Source organism: Neorhizobium populisoli (assembly GCF_019430945.1).
GTDB classification, from domain to species: domain Bacteria; phylum Pseudomonadota; class Alphaproteobacteria; order Rhizobiales; family Rhizobiaceae; genus Neorhizobium; species Neorhizobium populisoli.
On the sequence record NZ_JAHYCB010000001.1, the window covers coordinates 408,029 to 426,537 of the forward strand.

19 protein-coding genes are annotated in these 18,509 nt (G+C 60.7%); 12 read left to right on the forward strand and 7 right to left on the reverse strand.

Going from position 1 to position 18,509, the window contains the following annotated elements; genetic code table 11:
- Positions 1 to 73 precede the first annotated feature (73 nt).
- From sseA to KX729_RS02010, 4 genes are all read left to right on the forward strand, one after another.
- Complete coding sequence (gene sseA, locus KX729_RS01995) at positions 74 to 940, forward strand: 3-mercaptopyruvate sulfurtransferase (protein WP_219740759.1); 867 nt, start codon at positions 74 to 76, stop codon at positions 938 to 940.
- A gap of 4 nt (positions 941 to 944) precedes the next feature.
- Positions 945 to 1,499 carry a GNAT family N-acetyltransferase gene (locus KX729_RS02000; RefSeq protein WP_219740760.1) on the forward strand — a complete coding sequence of 185 codons (555 nt, stop codon included), beginning with the start codon at positions 945 to 947 and terminating at the stop codon, positions 1,497 to 1,499.
- Positions 1,500 to 1,578: 79 nt separating this feature from the next.
- The gene (locus KX729_RS02005; protein ID WP_219740761.1) at positions 1,579 to 2,232 is read left to right on the forward strand and encodes a hypothetical protein; all 654 of its coding nucleotides are present in this window, start codon (positions 1,579 to 1,581) and stop codon (positions 2,230 to 2,232) included.
- Positions 2,233 to 2,301: 69 nt separating this feature from the next.
- Positions 2,302 to 2,805 carry a DUF1203 domain-containing protein gene (locus KX729_RS02010; protein ID WP_219740762.1) on the forward strand — a complete coding sequence of 168 codons (504 nt, stop codon included), beginning with the start codon at positions 2,302 to 2,304 and terminating at the stop codon, positions 2,803 to 2,805.
- A 75-nt stretch (positions 2,806 to 2,880) separates the two neighbouring features.
- On the opposite strand, the gene KX729_RS02015 is transcribed toward KX729_RS02010, so the two are convergent.
- Positions 2,881 to 3,555: a PadR family transcriptional regulator gene (locus KX729_RS02015; protein ID WP_219740763.1), complete on the reverse strand. Its 675-nt coding sequence runs from the start codon at positions 3,553 to 3,555 to the stop codon at positions 2,881 to 2,883.
- Between the two features lie 198 nt (positions 3,556 to 3,753).
- On the opposite strand from KX729_RS02015, the gene KX729_RS02020 reads away from it, so the two are divergent.
- On the forward strand, positions 3,754 to 4,425 hold the full coding sequence (locus tag KX729_RS02020) for a hypothetical protein (protein WP_219740764.1): 672 nt from the start codon (positions 3,754 to 3,756) through the stop codon (positions 4,423 to 4,425).
- A gap of 37 nt (positions 4,426 to 4,462) precedes the next feature.
- Here the strand turns inward: KX729_RS02020 and ald are convergent, their stop codons facing one another.
- Positions 4,463 to 5,581, reverse strand: a complete 1,119-nt coding sequence (gene ald / locus KX729_RS02025) for an alanine dehydrogenase (protein ID WP_219740765.1) — start codon at positions 5,579 to 5,581, stop codon at positions 4,463 to 4,465.
- Positions 5,582 to 5,734: 153 nt separating this feature from the next.
- Between ald and KX729_RS02030 the strand changes: the two genes are divergently transcribed.
- On the forward strand, positions 5,735 to 6,196 hold the full coding sequence (locus KX729_RS02030; RefSeq protein ID WP_219740766.1) for an Lrp/AsnC family transcriptional regulator: 462 nt from the start codon (positions 5,735 to 5,737) through the stop codon (positions 6,194 to 6,196).
- Here the strand turns inward: KX729_RS02030 and KX729_RS02035 are convergent.
- Entirely contained in the window at positions 6,191 to 7,024 is an 834-nt protein-coding gene (locus KX729_RS02035) for an EamA family transporter (protein WP_219740767.1), read from the reverse strand. The genes KX729_RS02030 and KX729_RS02035 overlap by 6 nt on opposite strands.
- 235 nt (positions 7,025 to 7,259) lie before the next feature.
- Here KX729_RS02035 and KX729_RS02040 point away from each other — a divergent pair, with 235 nt between their 5' ends.
- The 4 genes from KX729_RS02040 to KX729_RS02055 all read left to right on the forward strand — a co-directional run bounded on the left by KX729_RS02040 (position 7,260) and on the right by KX729_RS02055 (position 12,552).
- Positions 7,260 to 7,604, forward strand: coding sequence for a PilZ domain-containing protein (locus KX729_RS02040; RefSeq protein ID WP_219740768.1), 345 nt, complete (start codon positions 7,260 to 7,262; stop codon positions 7,602 to 7,604).
- Between the two features lie 101 nt (positions 7,605 to 7,705).
- Positions 7,706 to 9,349, forward strand: a complete 1,644-nt coding sequence (locus KX729_RS02045; protein ID WP_219740769.1) for a DUF6892 domain-containing protein — start codon at positions 7,706 to 7,708, stop codon at positions 9,347 to 9,349.
- 115 nt (positions 9,350 to 9,464) lie between these two features.
- Entirely contained in the window at positions 9,465 to 11,453 is a 1,989-nt protein-coding gene (locus KX729_RS02050; protein WP_219740770.1) for a bifunctional 2',3'-cyclic-nucleotide 2'-phosphodiesterase/3'-nucleotidase, read from the forward strand.
- Between the two features lie 262 nt (positions 11,454 to 11,715).
- Positions 11,716 to 12,552 carry a PhzF family protein gene (locus KX729_RS02055; protein ID WP_219740771.1) on the forward strand — a complete coding sequence of 279 codons (837 nt, stop codon included), beginning with the start codon at positions 11,716 to 11,718 and terminating at the stop codon, positions 12,550 to 12,552.
- A 9-nt stretch (positions 12,553 to 12,561) separates the two neighbouring features.
- On the opposite strand, the gene KX729_RS02060 is transcribed toward KX729_RS02055, so the two are convergent.
- Both KX729_RS02060 and KX729_RS02065 read right to left on the reverse strand, forming a co-directional pair.
- The gene (locus tag KX729_RS02060; protein WP_219740772.1) at positions 12,562 to 13,461 is read right to left on the reverse strand and encodes an alpha/beta fold hydrolase; all 900 of its coding nucleotides are present in this window, start codon (positions 13,459 to 13,461) and stop codon (positions 12,562 to 12,564) included.
- Positions 13,462 to 13,468: 7 nt separating this feature from the next.
- Positions 13,469 to 14,029: a DUF2087 domain-containing protein gene (locus KX729_RS02065; protein ID WP_219740773.1), complete on the reverse strand. Its 561-nt coding sequence runs from the start codon at positions 14,027 to 14,029 to the stop codon at positions 13,469 to 13,471.
- Between the two features lie 271 nt (positions 14,030 to 14,300).
- Between KX729_RS02065 and KX729_RS02070 the strand changes: the two genes are divergently transcribed.
- Positions 14,301 to 15,329: a CorA family divalent cation transporter gene (locus KX729_RS02070; protein ID WP_219740774.1), complete on the forward strand. Its 1,029-nt coding sequence runs from the start codon at positions 14,301 to 14,303 to the stop codon at positions 15,327 to 15,329.
- 105 nt (positions 15,330 to 15,434) lie between these two features.
- Here the strand turns inward: KX729_RS02070 and KX729_RS02075 are convergent, their stop codons facing one another.
- Complete coding sequence (locus KX729_RS02075) at positions 15,435 to 16,403, reverse strand: LysR family transcriptional regulator (protein WP_219740775.1); 969 nt, start codon at positions 16,401 to 16,403, stop codon at positions 15,435 to 15,437.
- A gap of 141 nt (positions 16,404 to 16,544) precedes the next feature.
- Here KX729_RS02075 and KX729_RS02080 point away from each other — a divergent pair, with 141 nt between their 5' ends.
- Positions 16,545 to 17,162 (forward strand): FMN-dependent NADH-azoreductase, encoded by a 618-nt coding sequence (locus KX729_RS02080; protein ID WP_219740776.1) that lies wholly within the window; start codon positions 16,545 to 16,547, stop codon positions 17,160 to 17,162.
- Here the strand turns inward: KX729_RS02080 and KX729_RS02085 are convergent.
- The gene (locus KX729_RS02085) at positions 17,159 to 18,448 is read right to left on the reverse strand and encodes a GGDEF domain-containing protein (protein ID WP_219740777.1); all 1,290 of its coding nucleotides are present in this window, start codon (positions 18,446 to 18,448) and stop codon (positions 17,159 to 17,161) included. The genes KX729_RS02080 and KX729_RS02085 overlap by 4 nt on opposite strands.
- Between the last annotated feature and the right edge of the window lie 61 nt (positions 18,449 to 18,509).

The following is an 18,509-nucleotide window of genomic DNA, read 5'->3' on the forward strand; positions in this document are numbered from 1 at the left end:
GCGTCAAATCAAGAAGACAGAGCGGCTCTTGCGCGTCTTTCGAACGCGCGGCGCTCTCAAGGGAGACATGAATATGAGCGAGACCAGCCGTTTCGTCGTTTCGTCCGAATGGCTTCACGCCGAGCTCGGCAGCCCGGACCTGAAGATCCTCGACGCTTCCTTCTATCTGCCGGCGCAGAACCGCAATGCGGATGCGGAATATGCCGCGGGCCACATTCCGGGTGCGATCCGTTTCGACCATGACAAGGTTGCCGATCACTCCACCGGCCTGCCGCATATGGTTCCGACCCCGGACGTGTTTGCCGATGCTGTCGGCCTGATGGGCATTTCGGAAAACGACCGCATCGTCGTTTATGACGGCCCGGGCATTTTTTCGGCGCCGCGCGGCTGGTGGCTGTTCCGCATCATGGGCGCCAGACAGGTCTTCGTCCTCGACGGCGGCATTGACGGCTGGAAGGCAGAAGGACGGCGGCTCGAAACCGACATCCCCTCGCCGACACCCGTTTCCTTCAATACCGATTTTCAGGTCGAAAAGGTCATCGATTTCCAGAGCATGTTGTCGATCGTCAGCGACAGCACGCGGCAGATCGCCGATGCGCGTCCGGGTGGCCGTTTCACCGGCACCGAGCCGGAACCGCGTGCCGGCATGCGTTCCGGTCATATGCCGGGCGCGGTCAGCCTTCCGTCCGGCACCTTCTCGGTCAACGGCAAGCTGCGTCCACTCTCTGAACTGCGCCAGGCGATCGAAGATGCCGGTATCGATTTCGGCCAGCCGGTGGTGACGAGCTGCGGCTCAGGCATTACCGCCGCGATCATCACGCTGGCGCTTGAATCGCTCGGCCACGAGGATAACGCGCTTTACGACGGCTCGTGGACGGAATGGGGAAGCCGGCAGGATACGCCGGTCGTCACCGGCCCCTCTTCCCCGAACGCGGCCTGATCTCATGGCGAAAAAGCCTCCGCTCAAGGCTCACGTCACCCAGCTGGAAATGACCGCGCCGCCCAAGGCGAGCCTTCCGGTGCCTGTCAACATCCAGACGGCGATCATCCGCGCACCGGAAATCCCGCTGCATTATTACCGCTATCTCTACCGGCAGGTCGGCAAGCGCTGGCACTGGTACAAGCGGTTGAGATTGAGCGACGAGGAACTGGCCAAGACCATTCACGATCCGCGCGTTTCGGTGACCGTGCTTTACGTCAACGGCGCGCCGGCCGGGTTCTTCGAGTTGCTGCAGGAGAGCGAAGACACCGTCGAACTCTCCTATTTCGGACTGTTCGAACGCGCGATCGGGCTCGGCATCGGCAAATGGTTCCTGCTGCAGGCGCTTTACGCCGCCTGGCAGAGCAATCCGAAAAAGGTGACGGTCACCACCAATACGCTCGATCACCCGCGCGCCCTGCAGCTTTACCAGATGATGGGCTTCTCGCCTGTGTCGACCTACGAGGCGCTGGTACCGCCGATGACCGATGCGGAACTTCTCAAGGCGCTGGACGGCTAATTCTTGTGGACAGCGATCAACAATAACTGATCGGCGCGGGCTTGCTGCGCGCCGATGCCGGTCATAGAACCGTCACACGATGAATACGCAAGCCTTTCCGCGGCCGTTCGCCGCCAAAATCCTCAAAATCCTTTCCATTCTGCTGATCGTCATCGGCTTTCCACTCGGCATGGCTCTGCCGGGCTGGTGGGGTTGGGAAAACCAGCCCGTCGAGAATACCCAGGCCGCGATGCTGATCTTCGGCCTGATCCACGCCGTCGTGCTGTATCGCCGTGCCGACGAGCGGTCGAAATGGCTCTGGCTTGCCGGCATTCCGCTGTGGTTCGTGCTGATCGCCCGCGAGTTCAGTTTCGGCGCGGTTTTCCTGCCGCCGACGGGCATGTCGGCGCATGGACCGGCCTTCTCGGTCAACCATCTTCCCTACAAGCCGATCATCACGCCGGTCGTGTTGCTGCTGATCGCCTTCAGCATCGGCATCATCGTCTGGAAGCGGCTGGCAGAACTCGGTCTCCAGCTTTTGCGCCAAGGCCGGGCGCCGTGGTTCTCGCTGGGGCTGGTGACCTTCGCGATGATCGTGTCCAGCATTGCGGAAGGCAATCTCGGTTTCCGGCTGCCGATCGACAAGGATTCGGCACAGAATGTCGAGGAGATCATCGAACTCGGCGCTTATCTGGCGCTCTGGGCGGCACAGTTCGAAATATTTGCGGCGTTCGAATTCGACAGGCGCAGATAGCGCAAGTATCGGGTGGCTGCGCCCCTGCTTTGCGCGCATCTCTTCTGCAGAAACAGAGGAGATCCACCCATGACCATCGCTTTCATCGCCCTGCCCACCTCGGATGTCGAACATCTTCGCAACGGTGGCGCCGACGCTTATGGAAGACTGCCGGAAACCAGGGTTTCGAACGGCCCGGGATATCCCTGCCGCCATTGCCTGAAGAATATCGATGCCGGCGAGGATGTGCTGGTGTTGGCCTACCGCCCCTTCCCCGAACTTCAGCCCTATGCGGAAACCGGGCCGATCTTCCTGCACAAGACGGATTGCCGTCGTTATGCGGCGGAAGAGATCCTGCCGCCGGTCCTGTCGAGCCCGGAATATATCGTGCGCGGCTACGGCGCGGACGACCGGATCGTTTACGGCAGCGGCGCGGTGACATTGACCGAGAAGATTGCGGCCCGCGCCGAGGAGCTGCTTGCCCGGGCGGATATCGCCTATGTGCATGTCCGCTCGGCCCGCAACAATTGCTACCAGTGCCGGATCGACAAGGTGGAAGCTCCGGTGTTTGCCGAAGCAGCCCTGGCGATCTGAAAACAAGAGCTAATCTGAACGCAAAAGCGCACCGGCTTGTCGCCGGTGCGCTTTTTGAGCTGAGGCTGGAGGCCCTCAGTTCTGGCTGTTTTCCCGCTCCAGCTGCTCGGCGAAATCGAGAAGCTGGCGGACGATCTCGCCACCCTTCTTCTCGTCTTCTTCCAGCTTGCGGGCGATCACCTCGCGAAGATTGAAGAAGGCCGCATCGACGCTGCGCGGCAGGTCCGGACCGTGGTCGCGGCCACGCTCGTGGCGCTCCTGCTTCTGCTTTATGCGCTCGGCGAACTGCGAGAGCCGGTCGAGGATGGTCGCCGCAAAGCTGCGGTTTTCCTCAAGATACTTCCGGCCTTCTTCGGTGATCGCGTAACGCTTCTTGTTGCCGTCGGCTTCGGCTGTCACATAGCCCGCTTCTTCGAGATAGGTGAGCGTCGGATAGATGACGCCGGGGCTCGGCGCATAGAAGCCGTAGGTCAGGTCTTCGATGTGCTTGATGATCTCGTAGCCGTGGCGCGGCTCCTTCTCGATCAGGGCCAGCACGACAAGGCGAAGATCGCCCTGCATCAGGAAACGACCGATCCGGCCGTCGCCGTCATCGCCGAAGCCGCGACCATCACGTCCGCCGCGGCCACCGAAGCCACGACCGAAACCGCCGCCGAACGGGCCGCCACGGGCGGCAAACATTTCCTCGAAGCCACGACGGCTATTACGCTCGCCACAACCATGGCGGCCTTCAAATTTGTGTCCAAACATTTTTGTCTCCTCAGACTGTCTTTCGATATATCTAAAGATAGTCGAAGAAACTGCTTCGTCAAGATGTTCGATATATCTAAATCATATCTTTTTAAAACCAAGCGACAACGCATAATGCAATCCACGATTGCTTACGGTTAGTTTACACCTTTGCGGATTTTCCTATGAATCCCCTATTATCAGAACGGGGGATTCCGAATGAAATTAAGCTCTATATTGGCTGTTACGTCGATACTCGTCGTCTGCAACGGTTGTGAAACATCCGATCCATTCCCTCCTGAGAATATACTCATTTCACGGACAGCTGCGAGCAAGGCTCTCGGCAGTGGCGCCATTTACACAAATCTGGTGCCGGGAAAGACATTCACCCCAGGGCGGATTTTTCACGTCAAACCAAACGGGGAAGTGTTCGGGATCTGCGAAGACGACTTTAAGAAGCAGACGAGCCTTCAAACGCTAAAACCAGAGACTACAAACTTTTCAAACAAAATTGTCGAAGACAATATTAGGGGCAGCATTCATGCCGATGTTATAGGACTTCGTGCAGGCTTCCCTTATAAGAAAATTAAAGTCACGGGTTACAAGATCGACGAGGTGAAGGCAGCTACGGGCGATGGAGATACAGCAGCGTATATCCTTGCCAATCTGGCACGCAAATGCCGTAGTGAGGTATTGCCTCGAAACAGGCCCTATTATGTGGTCACCGCAGTCGCAACGGCGGACAAGGTCGATGTCACGGAACAGTCGCTCCTGTCTATCGACAAGAGCGCCAGCATATTCAGCTTCGAACTTGGGAAGGAAGTGTCCACCTATGGCGAAAGTGACGTGATATTCGGCATCAAGGGACGCAAGGTGTCGAAGCCGAACTGACGAAGATGGCCCTCCGGCCATCTTCTTTTCATTCAAATCAGGCCACGTTCAGCAAGCTCTCCGGCGCGAATGCCTCATAGCCCAGAGCTTCCGCAACCGGCCGATTGGTGACGCGGCCCTTGTGGACGTTGAGGCCGTTGCGCAGGTGCTTGTCTTCCGCAATCGCCCGCAGGCCGCGGTCGGCGAGTGCCAGACCGTGCTGCAGGGTCGCGTTGTTCAGCGCATGTGCGGAGGTGACCGGCACGGCGCCAGGCATGTTGGCGACGCAATAATGCACGATGCCGTCGACTTCATAGGTGGGCTCGGAATGCGTCGTCGCATGCGAGGTCTCGAAGCAACCGCCCTGGTCGATCGCGACGTCGACCATGACCGCGCCCTGCTTCATGCCCGACAGCATTTCACGGCTCACTAATTTCGGCGCGGCGGCACCCGGGATCAGCACGGCGCCGATGACGAGATCGGCGGAGAAGACTTCTTCTTCCAGCGCGTCGATCGTCGAATAACGGGTGTGGACACGGCCGTTGAAGATATCGTCGAGCTGGCGCAGGCGCGGCAGCGAGCGGTCGATGATGGAGACGTCAGCGCCGAGGCCGACTGCCATGCGAGCCGCATGCAGGCCGACGACACCGCCGCCGATAACGGCAACCTTGGCCGGCAGAACGCCCGGAACGCCGCCGAGCAGGATGCCACGGCCGCCATGTGCCTTCTGGAGCGCGGTCGCGCCGGCCTGGATGGCAAGGCGTCCGGCAACTTCCGACATCGGTGCCAGCAGCGGCAGGCCGCCGCGCTCGTCGGTGACGGTCTCATAGGCGACAGCGGTAACGCCTGAGGCGAGAAGGCCCTTGGTCTGTTCCGGATCCGGAGCAAGGTGAAGATAGGTGTAAAGAAGCTGGCCTTCGCGCAGTTGCGCCCACTCGGCCGGCTGCGGTTCCTTGACCTTCACGACCATGTCGGACTTCTCGAAGATTTCCTTGGCCGAACCGACGATCCTGGCGCCGGCGGCGATATAGGCGGCATCATCGGCACCGATGCCGGCGCCAGCCTTGGTCTCGATCAGGACCTCGTGGCCGTGGGCCACATATTCACGCACCGCGCCGGGCGTCAGGCCCACACGGTATTCATGGTTTTTGATTTCCTTCGGGCATCCGACACGCATTCAGCGTTCCTCTCAGTTGCGGCTTTCGCCAGTCAATGTTCCCGCCGATAGAAAAGCAGAGAATCGATTGCATGTCCTTGCGAAGAGGAATTGCCGAAAAGCGAGTTTTCGAAGATTATTGCGTCATCTTGAAAATTTTCGAAGGATCATCGAATGAGCAACCTGGATGCCATTGATCTTGCGATCATGCGGACATTGCAGGACGACGGCCGCATCTCCAATGCGGAGCTTGCAGAGCGGATAGGCCTGTCGCCTTCCGCCTGTTCGCGGCGGCTCGACATCCTCGAAAAGAACGGCACGATCAGCGGTTATCATGCGCGTCTTTCCAACAAGGCGCTCGACTACAAGATGATGGTGATCGTCCACATCTCGCTATCGGGCCAGTTCGCCAAGACGCTGACGGAATTCGAGGCGGCGGTGAAGCTCTGTCCGAACATTCTGGTCTGTTACCTGATGTCGGGCGAATACGATTATATCCTGCGCGTCGCAGCCAAGGATCTGGAAGACTACGAGCGCATCCACCGCGACTGGCTCTCCGCCCTGCCGCATGTGGTGAAGATCAATTCCAGCTTCGCGCTGCGCGAGATCATCGACCGGCCGAATGTGGGATTATGAAATGCCGATAAGGATCGCGCCGGCGGCGACCACGATACAGGCGGCGATGCGCTTTGCGGATAGCGTTTCGCCGAGGAAAAGCCGGCCGATCAGCACTGCGAAAACGACGCTGGTTTCGCGCAGCGCCGAGACCGGGCCGGCGGGCGCCATGGAATAGGCGATCAGCACCGCGCCATAGGAAAGCAGCGAGACCATGCCGCCGGCGGATGCTTTCCAGGTTTCGCGTGCCCGCAGATCGATATGGATTGCGCCACGCATGGCGATGAATGTGATCCCCATCAGGATGCCGGGCAGCAGGAAAACCCAGGTGATGTATGCGGCAGTATTGCCCGAAAGCCGGATACCGATCGCATCGATCGTCGAATATCCGGCGATCGAGACGCCGGTTGCTAGCGCGAACCCCATGGAACTGACCGACGCCCTGCCCTTGCCGAGCGACAGAAGCATGATGCCGATGACCACGAGCAGAACGCCGGCCATGGTGAGCGGCAGCAGAACCTGCCCCATGAACAAGAGGCCGCCGAGGGTGACCAGAAGCGGCGCGCTGCCGCGGATGATCGGGTAGACCTGTCCCAACTCGCCATGTCGGTAAGCGGCGACGAGAAGAAGGCCATAGACGATCTGGAAGAGCGCCGAGGCGGCAAGATAGGGCCAGGATGCCTGCGCCGGCAGTGGCAGGAACAAGGCCACCGGAACTGCCACGATGGTCATCGCCAATGTCATGACTGTCATGGTCCATAAACGGTCGGCGCCCGACCGCAGGAAGGCGTTCCAGCTGGCATGAAGAATGGCGGCACAGAGCGCCAGCATGACGACGAAAGTGCTCATGGAATTCCGGACCGGTCCCCTTCTGGTCGGCTGCGCTGTCGGAGCGTTTTTGCGACGGCGATATGTCCGTGGCCAGGCCTCACCCCCGACCGCCTATGCGTAGCCGCTCCGATCTTTTTGTCAAAGCCGGCTAAAGACCTTACCCGGAAATGTCGTTTTTTACCGATCGCTCTAAAGGGATCTCAATGGCTGTTGTGTACGGTGTCTTACAAGGGAACAACGAGGGACCAAAAACATGACCAGCACTCCCAATGGCCGGATCAAGACACGCGGAGCCGAGCGCCGGAAAACGCGCATTCTCGGCAAGGTCCGGTATTTCAACCAGATCGTCGAAGGCCGCGTCACCGACATTTCGCCGAAGGGCCTGGCGCTTGATCTCGGCGGGCGCGTTCTGGATGCCGCCGACGGCAGCCCGGTCAAGGTGGAAAGCGAAGAACTCGGCATTCTGGAAGGCACCGTCAAATGGCGCCGCAGCGGGCGTCTTGGCGTGCAGTTCAACGTCAACAGCAACGCTTGGGCGCAGGTCTCCTCCTATTTCCGTTTCTTCCACAAGGATGTGCCGGCAGGCCTGGCGCGCTGACGGATTCGGCCGCCGGATTTTTTGCCCGTGCGCCCCTGACTTCCATGTACCTCCCGCCCTAAGTCCGGCTGCGGACCGGACAAGGACGGGAGATATTGCCTATGAATTTTGAAGAGAGCCTGCAGCAATTGTTTGCTGCGGAACCGGATAATTATGACGCGGTGCGCGGCACGCGCGATATCTGGAAAAACCTGCTGCAGGACGATGCCGGCCCCGTCGGCCGGCTCTATTCGCTCTATTTCGAGACCGTGAAAGCAATGATGGCCCGGCGTGGCGTGCCCGGTCTCGATCCGGCACCGGATGCGCTCGACGACCTTCAGGGCTACAAGTTCATCATCACCTTCGCCGGATCGGGCTATCTCGAACGGCATGTCACCAAGACAGCCGCGCAGGAGCTGCTTGCGGGCCACGGTGAAGAACATCTGGCACTAATCGAACACGGCCTGCAGCTTGCGGACGACCGTATAACCGAGCGGCATCTAAGGCTCGATACCGGCTGCTGGGGCGATATTGTCGGCGGCATGATCCTGCTTTATCGCTTCCACACGACATTCGGCGAAACCGGAAGAGCGCTCGAAGCGACGGTGACGCCTTATATTCCCCGGTTCTTCCGCGCTTTTCCCAATCAGGAAAACGGCATCATCCTGCATATGCTGGAAAACCATCCGCAGGCGGTGGAGGAAATGGCCAGTCTGATCCGCCTACATCTTCCGGATGGAAACGACGGCAATTCCAGTCAAATGGAAAGCCTGTTTCTCGACATGCTCGGTTATTACGCGGACCGGAACAGGTTTACCCACAAGAACGGCAAGGCGATCCTGACGGCGGTCATGGCCGATATCGAGGACTGGCCGGTCGAAACCGTACGCGCCTTCGTCAATGCGGCCATACTCAAACCCCTGCACATCGCGCCGATGACACAGGAGGAGGCCGCCAGTGAAGTGCGCGGCACGGTCAATGCCTATAGAAACATGCTTGCCAAGCCGATCGAAGGTTCTCTCGGCATGTCTGCGGCGCAGCGCAAGCAGAATTACGAGGAAAGCCTCGGCGAAGCGGAAGCGGAGCTCAATCTGATCGAGACCGGTTTCGATCGCTGGCTGCAGAAACGCAACGTCAAGGCGTTCAAACGCATCGGCGTCTCGGCGACCACGCGGGCCATCATGCAGGCCGTCGTCAAACGCCTGCCGAAATCCGAGAAGGCCTCCGTGCAGGACGTGCTCGACGCCGCCGCAGCGGCTAAAGAAACCCAGAGAAAGAAGTTTCCGATGCCCGGCCGGGCCGGCAACCGTTTCAAGGATTTCGGGCTGAAACTACTGGTGATCGAGGAACTGATGTACCGGCAGAACCTGCTCCAGCCGAAATTCGACGTGCATGAGTTCGCTAAGGAATACGAGAAGCGGGAGATTTCCGTCGAAAGCGACGGTTATGCGATCATTCCGGAAGTGCAGCAATATTTCCGCGACCTTGCGATCGGCGACGACCTGCTTGCCAAGGTCGAGACGCTTCACCAGTCAAGCGGGCTGGATGGCGGGCCGGCCTTCATCGAACACCTCTATCCGTTCTGGGATCCAGGCGCCGGCGACGATGCCATTCCGGTGAAAAAGGGAGCGATCGACGATCTGGAGCTTCTGCCGAACCTCAAATCAATCAGCGGGCTGGAAAACAGCAAGCCTGCAAAAAATCTGTTGGCGGCGCTTCAGGCACACGGCATCCGACTGGTCAGCGAGGAAGAAGCAAGCTTTTGAAATTCAAACGAAAATATTGTCGTCAAAACGCATTTTGAAACTGTCATTTTACTGATGCAAGCCTGTGCAATTAGGCATAAGCTCGCTCTAGCAAAAGACCTGAGGGAGAATGTTCATGTCGTTTCTAGCCGGTTTTCAACCCATGACCCGCCGTTCGCTGCTCGGAGGCATTGCCGCCTCCTCGGCCCTCGTGATGCTGCATCCGTTCGCGGCGCGCGCCGCTGCCAACCAGGCGCATCTGCGCATCATGGAAACCACGGATATTCACGTCAACGTCTTCCCCTACGACTATTACGCCGACAAGCCGAACGACACGATGGGCCTTTCGCGCACCGCCTCGATCATCGATTCCATCCGCGCCGAAGCCGGCAACTCGATGCTGATCGACAATGGCGACGTGCTGCAGGGCAATCCGATGGGCGATTACATCGCCTATGAGCGCGGCATGAAGGATGGCGACAAGCATCCGGTCATCAACGCGATGAACACGCTGGGTTACGATGTCGGCACGCTGGGCAACCACGAATTCAACTACGGTCTGGACTTCATGTTCAAGACCCTGAACGGCGCGAACTACCCGATCGTCTGCGCCAACCTGACCAAGGGCAAGCTTGCCTCCGACCCGAAGAAGGACGAGTTGTTCTTCAAGCCCTTCGTGATCGTCGAAAAGAAGATCAAGGACGGCTCTGGTGCCGAGAGCACGATCAAGGTCGGCTTCATCGGCTTCGTGCCGCCGCAGATCATGGTGTGGGACAGTAAGAACCTCGAAGGCAAGGCGCAGACCCGCGACATCGTCGATGCTGCCAAGGCCTGGGTGCCGGTGATGAAGGAACAGGGCGCCGATGTCGTCATCGCGCTCTCCCATTCCGGCATCGACGGCGGCAGCCAGACGGACGGGATGGAGAACGCCTCGCTTTATGTGGCGGGCGTTCCGGGCATCGATGCGGTCTTTACCGGCCACCAGCATCTGGTCTTCCCGAACTCCAAGGATTTCGACGGCGTCAAGGGCGCCGATACCAAGAAGGGCACGCTGCAAGGCAAGCCGGCCGTCATGGGCGGCTTCTGGGGCTCGCATATGGGCCTGATCGACCTCTTGGTTGAAAAGGACGGCAACAAGTGGAAGGTGGTCGACTTCACCTCCGAAGCCCGGCCGATCTACCATCGCGACGAGGCCAAGAAGGTCGTCGCCGATGTCAAGGACAAGCCGGAAGTGGTGGCCGCCGCCAAGGCGGAACATGAAGCGACGCTCGCCTATGTCCGCCGCGCGGTCGGCAAGACTTCGGCGCCGCTCTACTCCTATTTCTCGCTGGTCGCCGACGATCCGTCGGTGCAGATCGTTTCCAACGCGCAGACCTGGTACATCAAGGACATGCTGAAGGAAGGCCAGTACAAGGACCTTCCGGTTCTGTCGGCCGCGGCGCCCTTCAAGGCCGGCGGCCGTGGCGGCGCGGACTATTTCACTGATGTGCCGGCCGGCGATATCGCCATCAAGAACGTCGCCGATCTTTACCTCTATCCGAACACGGTGCAGGCCGTGGTCATCACCGGCGCGCAGGTCAAGAACTGGCTGGAAATGTCGGCCGGCATGTTCAACAAGGTCGAGGCCGGCGCCAAGGACGCGCCGCTGCTCAACAACGATTTCCCGTCCTATAACTACGACGTCATCGACGGCGTGACCTACCAGATCGACCTGTCGCAGCCGACACGCTTCGACAAGAACGGCAAGGTGGTGAACGCGGACTCCAACCGCATCGTCAATCTGCAGTTCAACGGCAAGCCGATCGATCCGGCCCAGAAGTTCGTGGTCGTCACCAACAATTATCGCGCCGGCGGCGGCGGCAACTTCCCGGAAATCGCCGCCGACAAGGTGATCTTCGTGGCACCCGACACCAACCGCGACGTCATCGTCCGCTATATCGTCGCCCAGGGCACGATCAACCCGTCGGCCGACGCCAACTGGACGTTCAAGCCGCTGCCGGGCACGACCGCGATCTTCGAAACCGGCCCGAAAGCCCGCCAGTTCGCCTCGGCGGTCAAGGGCGCCAAGATCGAAGATGCCGGTGATGGCGAGAACGGGTTCGCGAAGTTCAGGCTGGTGCTTTGAGCTGAAATCACCGATGAGAGACGGCAGCTGCAAGGCTGCCGCCAAATCAGTGTAGACGGTGCACCGAGCTCCCTTCTTCCCCCTTGCGGGGAAGATGTCAGCAGAGCTGACAGATGGGGGTGGTGCCACGAACCCGACTTGAATTTGCTGAACCACCCCCGTCTGTCGCCGCTGGCGACATCTTCCCCGCAAGGGGGAAGAAGGGAGTATGCTGCACCGGCTCGCTTTCTGTTTTCCATTTTAAATCGCGGATTGATCCATCATGCCCACATTCCCCTTCCAGCAGGTCGACGTCTTCTCCCGCCAGCCGATGCGCGGCAATCCGCTGGCCGTCGTGGTGGGTGCCGATGGCCTGAGCGATGCGCAGATGCAGTCCTTCGCCAATTGGACCAATCTCAGCGAAACGACCTTCCTGCTCGAGCCGACAGATCCGAAGGCGAGCTATCGGGTCCGGATCTTCACGCCGAGCCAAGAATTGCCGTTTGCCGGTCACCCGACGCTCGGCAGCGCGCATGTGTGGCTCTCGCAGCAACAGACGTCGCCAACCGGAGATATCGTGCAGGAATGCGGCGCGGGCCTCGTCCGCATCCGCCGCGATGGCGACCGGCTTGCGTTTGCAGCGCCGCCGCTCAAGCGTAGCGGCCCGGTCGATCCGGCGCTGGTGGAGCGCATCGCCAAGGCCCTCAGCCTGCCGGCCAATCTGATCGAAGATGCCAACTGGTGCGAAAACGGGCCGGACTGGATCGGTGTCCGCCTGCCCTCGCGCGCCGATGTGCTCGCCGTCAAACCGGATTATGCCGCGCTTGCCGGCGCACGGGTCGGCCTTGTCGGGCGCTTCGATCCGGCTCAGGACGGCACTGAGGCCGTATTCGAGGTCCGCGCCTTTACCCGCAACGGTTATGAAGACCCGGTCACCGGCAGCCTCAATGCAGGCCTTGCCCAATGGCTGATCGGCACCGGTATTGCGCCTGAAAGCTATGTCGCCGCCCAGGGCACGGTTCTCGGCCGCGCCGGGCGCGTATATGTGGACAAAGTCGGCGACGACATCTGGATCGGCGGGGATGTGGTGACCTGTATCAAGGGTACGGTGGAGCTTTAGGCTACCCGATCAGATATCCGCGAGAAACGAAGAGGCCGCGGCCCGGACCCGATCAAGGTGCGTAAAAAGCGCGGCGTGCTCACCGCCTTCGATCCGGCAAAACCTTGCATGCGGGATGGCCGCCATCGCCCGCTCCGCATGGCCGAACGGCACGACCGGGTCGGCCGTGCCATGCACCACCAGAACCGGTTGCCGAACCTCGCCCAAAGGCAAATCCGGCAGGTCGCGGAACAGACCGACATCGTTGATCATCCCCGGCAGGCGCCGCTTGATCTCTTCGGCAACGCGTTCCTGAAATGCCAGAAAAAGATCGCCGGCCTGCGGATCGGCGAGCACCCTTGCCGCCAGCGCGGGGTCGCTGATCGACCATCTCGCCGTCTCCTTCGGGTCGCGCTGAACCTTTCGCCGGAGCCAGTTCTGCATGCCGGGGATCGCCATCAGCCACGTCACCATCCGGAGACGCCGCAATACGTGGGGCGGAATATCGAGACTGGCGGTGACTGCGGAGAACAGGATCAATGCCTTGCAACGGTCGGGATGCCGCGCAGCGAAGTGAATGGCGGACGGCCCGCCGGCAGAAAGACCGGCGACGACCGCCCGTTCGATGCCGAGCCTGTCCAGCAAGGCGGCATAGGCATCCGCCTGCTCTTCCGGCGTCCGGCCGATCGCGAGCGGCGTGCCTAGATATCCCGGCCGTGACAGCGCCAGAAAACGCCAGGGCTCCGGCTTGGGAAACAGCGCGCGTGCCAGGAGCCAGGATTGGTCGAAACCACCCAGGCCACCATGCAATGACAACAGGGCCTCGCCCTGCCCCGCATCGATATGCTGGATCGGGCCGGCGGTGGTCCGGGTGATAGAGGGTGCGGGCATGACCATGCCGCCCGCACCGATTTTGAAGGACAGGTTCATCGGCGCCTCATGCTGCCTTGGCGACAGCGCCGCCAATCCGCGACAGCAGCAACTTCAGTTCCGGCGGCGGCTTCTTCTCGATGCGGCGATAGTCGCTGCCGTCGCGCTTGCGCTGCATCAGCGCCAGGTCGACCATGTCGCGGCGCAGAAGTGCGGCATCGCCGAAGTGATGCAGGCCGTTCAGGAACTCGCTGATCTCGCGTTCGGAGAAGCTTCGGCCACGCGGGATTTTCGACCAGAGGAACCAGAGGCAAAGCTCCTGCTGCGAGCGCTTGGTCGGCCAGCGGACGAGCTTGCCCTCACGGTCGAAGACGCGCAGCGTATGCAGCACCCGCTTCTCGTCAGGCATCGGCTCGGGCGCGGCGGCGACGCTCCAGGTCGCAAGGACCTCTTCAGTCTTCCCGGCGGCACGAAAGTGCTGGTAGTTGCGGTAACCGGCGGCGCGGGCCAGGAGATTAAGCATCTCCAGATGGCTCGGCTTGTGGTCGAGCTTGTCGATTTCAGTGCGGATGGATTTGGCAAAGGCCGACAGATCGGCGATCGCCATCGGAAAGATGGATCTCGGCATGTCTTATCCTCGAACGTGCCGTTCCCGGAGTTGGGTGTCGGTGGTCGCCGGCTTTCGACTTCGGCACAGGATAAGTGCTGATCATCTTTTTGGATAGCAGGTTTAGCTTCCCTTGCGGGACGGCAACGCCTCGGTGAACTGCAGACCGTGGCTGCTCTTACAACGAAGCCGGCGATGCCGTCAACTCGCAGCTTATTGCCATCATAATCATGCTTCGCCGACTAACGATTTGCTGATAAAATTTACGGAATATGGCGTGAGGAGAACGCCCATGCTCGAGAAGACCAAAACCGCGCTCATCTATGGCGACGAACCGGGCCTGCGTTTCGCCGTCGTCCTCGACGGTCACGGCGGCTGCCGGACGCTGAACATTGCCGAGGCCTGCAGCTGGAAGCCGGAGGACGGCGTCGTCTGGCTGCATTTCGAGCGCGACCATCCGGCTGCTGCGAACTGGGTCAACAATGATGGCGGGTTCGATCCGCTGGTCGCCGAAGCGCTGCTGGCAGAAGATTCCCGGCCACGTGTCGAGCCGATCGACGACGGGCTGCTGATCATCCTGCGTGGGCTCTGCGCCGCGCCACCGGAGGACGTCACCGAAGCGCCGGACGATCTTGATCTCGTGCCTCTGCATATCTGGATCGACGAACACCGGCTGGTGACATTGCGCGACAGCGGCCACTATATCACCGCGCTGCGCGATATCCGGCTGGCGCTTGAGAATGGCAAAGGTCCGAAAAAGGCCGGTGAATTGCTGGCTCTCGTCAGCGACAAGCTGGTGCGCGACCTCGAACCGGTGCTCGACGGCATGGACGAGGAAGTCGACGAGCTGGACGACCTGATCTTCAAGGGCGAAGCGAGCGAGGTTCGCCTGCGACTGAAGCTGCTTCGCCGCCGCGCCGTGCAGCTGCGCCGCTATATGGCGCCGCAGCGCGATGCCCTGAACCGGATCGAACATGACGATGCGCCCTGGTTGAAGGAACGCGACAAGCTGCGCCTGCGCGAGGTGATCGACAAGCTGATGCGCTTCATCGAATATCTCGATGCGATCCGCGACCGGACCGGCATTCTGCATGACGACCTTTCGACGGTGATCGGTGAGCGGATCGCCCGCAATTCGAACCGGCTTGCGGCGCTCGCGGCGCTGCTCCTGCCGCCCAGCGTCGTCGCCGGCCTGTTCGGCATGAATGTCGGCGGCATTCCGGGTGTCGACGATACCTGGGCCTTCATCATCATCGTCGGCCTGGTCGTGGTCATCTCCGCTTTCACCCTATGGATATTGAAGCGGATCGACTGGCTCTAGGACCGTTCCGCTTTCTTCGAATCGCGAAATGGCTCTGGACTTTTCCTTTGCGCAATTGCGAACGCAAAACCGCTTCACACTTTGCTGGAATTGCTCTGAGGCCGGTTACTCCGCCGCGGCCGGCAGCGAATGCGGCTCTTCCAGGCCCAGCATCAGCTTGAAATCGCCATGGCTCGGGCAGGTCGAGAGGCGGCGCTTGAAGGCGTCCACCAACCACTGCCCGGCAGGTCCCGGCGGGCTCGAGGTCTTGGACATGGCATAAAGCGGATATTCGCTCTGCTCATAGGCTGGCAGATTGAGCGCCACAAGCTGGCCGCTCATGATGTCCTTGCCGGCGACGGAGGCCGGCAGACCGCCCCAGCCAAGACCGCCGCGGATCATCTCGTGCTTGGTCGAAATGTCGCTGATCCGCCAGGTCTTGTAGGAAAGAACATTGAAATCGCGGCCGTTGGTGAGGCCCGACTGGTCTGTGACGACCATCTGCACCTCTTCGCGCACATCCGCCATGCTCAGCGGCCGTTCGATCCTTGCCAGCGGATGGTCCGGTGCTGCGACGGGGATCATGAAGGAGTAACCGACCTTTTCCGCCGTCAAGGCGTCGTCCTGGCGCAGCAACGCGCCGCCGATGCCGATATCGGCTTTGCCGGAGAGCACCATGTCCATCACCATGCCGAGTTCACCGACATTGAGGTTCAGCTGGACACTCGGAAACAGTTCGCGGAATTCGCGCAGTTCGGCAACCACGGCTTCGACCGGCACCATGACGCTGAGCGCCAGCGACAACTCCGCCTCCAGCCCCTGCCTGATGCTCTTTGCCCTCGCCCGCATGACCTGCAGGTCGGCGACGATGCGCCGGGCATCGGTGAGCAACGCCTTTCCGGCTTCGGTCAGCCTCGGCTGGCGGGCACCGCTGCGTTCGAACAGCGGCACTTCGAGCTGGGCCTCCAGATTGCCGATCGTGTAGCTCACCACCGATTGCGCCCGGTTCAGCACGCGCGAGGCGGCCGAAAAGCTGCCGGTTTCGGCAACGGCGAGAAAGACCTGCAGCTGGTCGAGGGTCGGATTGGCATCCATGAGGGGTCATCCAAATTTTCGATAGATAGCTTCTAGATTATCTCAGTTTTATCGATGGAGGTCCATGCCTATGTTCTGTCTCGAGGCGAACGGGATCCACCGTTCCAACAAAATCCAAGATCTCCAGACAAGGAAAATAGCATGTCCTCCATCCTTCTCGTCACTTCCAGCCCGCGCGGCGATGAATCGCTTTCCTCGAAGGTCGCCCATGACCTCGCCAACAGCCTCAGCGCCCGCGACAACGGCACCTCGATCATCCACCGCGACCTCGGCGTCAACCCGATCCCGCATCTGGACAGCGTCACCACCTCGGCAATCCGCAAGGCTCCGGCCGACCGCAACCCGGAAGAAGCCGCAGCAGCCGACTATTCCGACAAGCTGGTTGCCGAACTGCTGGCCGCCGATACCGTGATCATCGGCACCGGCCTCATCAACTTCAACATCTATTCGACGCTGAAGAGCTGGATCGACAATATCGCTCGCGCCGGCCAGACCTTCAGCTACACGGCCGAAGGCCCGAAGGGCCTCGCCACCGGCAAGAAGGTCTATGTGGTGATGGCATCGGGTGGCGTCTATTCCGAAGGCCCGGCAGCCGGCATGAACCATGCCGTGCCATACCTCACCACCGTGCTTGGCTTCCTGGGCATGACCGATGTCGAAGTGGTTTACGTCGAAGGCCTGGCCTTCGGTCCGGAAGCCGCTGAAAAGGCGATTGCCAGCGCCCAGCAGCGTAACCGGCAGCTCGCTCTGGCGGCCTAACTTCCCCCTGCCCCTGCCAGAGGCCCGACGAACCTGCCGAGACGGCCGTGGACATTGTCCCGGCCGTCGCTTTTTGCGCGGTACAGCCGCTCGTCGGCGCGGGCCAGCAGCAGGTCGAGCGTCTGGCCATCCTCCGGTGCCGTCGCGATACCCATCGATACGGTGACCGGACGCCCATCCGGCCGGATGACGTAGCGGCGGACATTCAGCCTGGCCCGTTCCGCCAAAGCGAGGGCGCCGTCGTGATCCGTGTTCGGCAAAAGCAGCACGAATTCCTCGCCGCCGAAGCGGGAGAGATGGTCGCTCGGTCGCGAGCCGATCTGCAGGCGCGACGCGACATCCTTCAGCACCTGATCGCCCCTCAGGTGGCCAAACAGGTCATTCACTTCCTTGAAATTGTCGGCATCGACGATAACGAGGCTGATGCAGCGATGCTGGTCGATACATTCGCGGATCAGTTTCGGCGCATCCGCCTCCAGCCTGCTGCGGTCGAACACCCCTGTCAGTCCGTCGATGCCGGTGCGCGCCAGGAGAGCCTGATAGCGCTCGCGAAAGGTCAGGTCGTTGAAGATATCGGTGATCTCGCGGCCCGACTTGGCCCGGCGCGGGATATGGTCGATGCGCAGATAGATCGCAAACATGACCGAATAGATGAGAACCGCGAGCAGCTTGGCGTAGAGACCACCGAAAAACACGGAGGGCGGCGCATCGAACAGGAAATGCAACGCGCTATAGAAGCCGATCTGGTCGAAGGTCAGCATCAATAGCCCGCTCAAGGCGAAGCGGATGACCACATGGCCACGCAGGATTTTGCCGATCCGCTCGTAGAGCAGGATGATGCCGATCGCGTCGATATAGAGCAGCGCCGTGCCCCAGACCATCAGCCAGCCCATCTCGTTGAGGAAAGCCATATCCGCCGGCCGGCCGCCCGGCAGCACGACGAGCTGGTGGGCATGCAGGATCTGCGCGATGCCGACGGTCAAGAGGTTGCCGAGGAAAAGCCCGTAGATCGGCTGGCGAACGGTAGCCGCATCCTCCTTGAGATAAAGGAGCAGGATCATCATCAGCTTGCCGGCAAAAAAGACCGAGGAACCGGGCGACACCGTGCCGAACGGCAGCTGGATGTAGAAGACCGCCGCCAGATAGGTTTCCATGAAATGCATGACGCCGAGCGCGGTCAAAAACACGCCGAGACCCAGCTGACGCCGGAAATGCAGGAACGTCGTCATCACCGCAAAGTAGATGGCGGCTTCGCACAAAAACAGATCAAGATTGAACCAGTGCATTGCGATCCGTCTTCAATCTCGAAGCCGTTACATTCCTGTAGCGGCTGGTGTTTCAGCGATT

Excerpts from the sequence above, each read along its gene's own strand:
- KX729_RS02055 (WP_219740771.1), top strand. The coding sequence starts at position 11,716 with ATGCCCACATTCCCCTTCCAGCAGGTCGACGTCTTCTCCCGCCAGCCG.
- KX729_RS02070 (WP_219740774.1), top strand. The coding sequence starts at position 14,301 with ATGCTCGAGAAGACCAAAACCGCGCTCATCTATGGCGACGAACCGGGC.
- KX729_RS02075 (WP_219740775.1), bottom strand. The coding sequence starts at position 16,403 with ATGGATGCCAATCCGACCCTCGACCAGCTGCAGGTCTTTCTCGCCGTT.
- KX729_RS02065 (WP_219740773.1), bottom strand. The coding sequence starts at position 14,029 with ATGCCGAGATCCATCTTTCCGATGGCGATCGCCGATCTGTCGGCCTTT.
- KX729_RS02010 (WP_219740762.1), top strand. The coding sequence starts at position 2,302 with ATGACCATCGCTTTCATCGCCCTGCCCACCTCGGATGTCGAACATCTT.
- KX729_RS02045 (WP_219740769.1), top strand. The coding sequence starts at position 7,706 with ATGAATTTTGAAGAGAGCCTGCAGCAATTGTTTGCTGCGGAACCGGAT.
- KX729_RS02080 (WP_219740776.1), top strand. The coding sequence starts at position 16,545 with ATGTCCTCCATCCTTCTCGTCACTTCCAGCCCGCGCGGCGATGAATCG.
- KX729_RS02040 (WP_219740768.1), top strand. The coding sequence starts at position 7,260 with ATGACCAGCACTCCCAATGGCCGGATCAAGACACGCGGAGCCGAGCGC.
- KX729_RS02035 (WP_219740767.1), bottom strand. The coding sequence starts at position 7,024 with ATGAGCACTTTCGTCGTCATGCTGGCGCTCTGTGCCGCCATTCTTCAT.
- KX729_RS02060 (WP_219740772.1), bottom strand. The coding sequence starts at position 13,461 with ATGAACCTGTCCTTCAAAATCGGTGCGGGCGGCATGGTCATGCCCGCA.
- KX729_RS02000 (WP_219740760.1), top strand. The coding sequence starts at position 945 with ATGGCGAAAAAGCCTCCGCTCAAGGCTCACGTCACCCAGCTGGAAATG.
- sseA (WP_219740759.1), top strand. The coding sequence starts at position 74 with ATGAGCGAGACCAGCCGTTTCGTCGTTTCGTCCGAATGGCTTCACGCC.
- KX729_RS02030 (WP_219740766.1), top strand. The coding sequence starts at position 5,735 with ATGAGCAACCTGGATGCCATTGATCTTGCGATCATGCGGACATTGCAG.
- KX729_RS02005 (WP_219740761.1), top strand. The coding sequence starts at position 1,579 with ATGAATACGCAAGCCTTTCCGCGGCCGTTCGCCGCCAAAATCCTCAAA.
- ald (WP_219740765.1), bottom strand. The coding sequence starts at position 5,581 with ATGCGTGTCGGATGCCCGAAGGAAATCAAAAACCATGAATACCGTGTG.
- KX729_RS02020 (WP_219740764.1), top strand. The coding sequence starts at position 3,754 with ATGAAATTAAGCTCTATATTGGCTGTTACGTCGATACTCGTCGTCTGC.
- KX729_RS02015 (WP_219740763.1), bottom strand. The coding sequence starts at position 3,555 with ATGTTTGGACACAAATTTGAAGGCCGCCATGGTTGTGGCGAGCGTAAT.
- KX729_RS02050 (WP_219740770.1), top strand. The coding sequence starts at position 9,465 with ATGTCGTTTCTAGCCGGTTTTCAACCCATGACCCGCCGTTCGCTGCTC.
- KX729_RS02085 (WP_219740777.1), bottom strand. The coding sequence starts at position 18,448 with ATGCACTGGTTCAATCTTGATCTGTTTTTGTGCGAAGCCGCCATCTAC.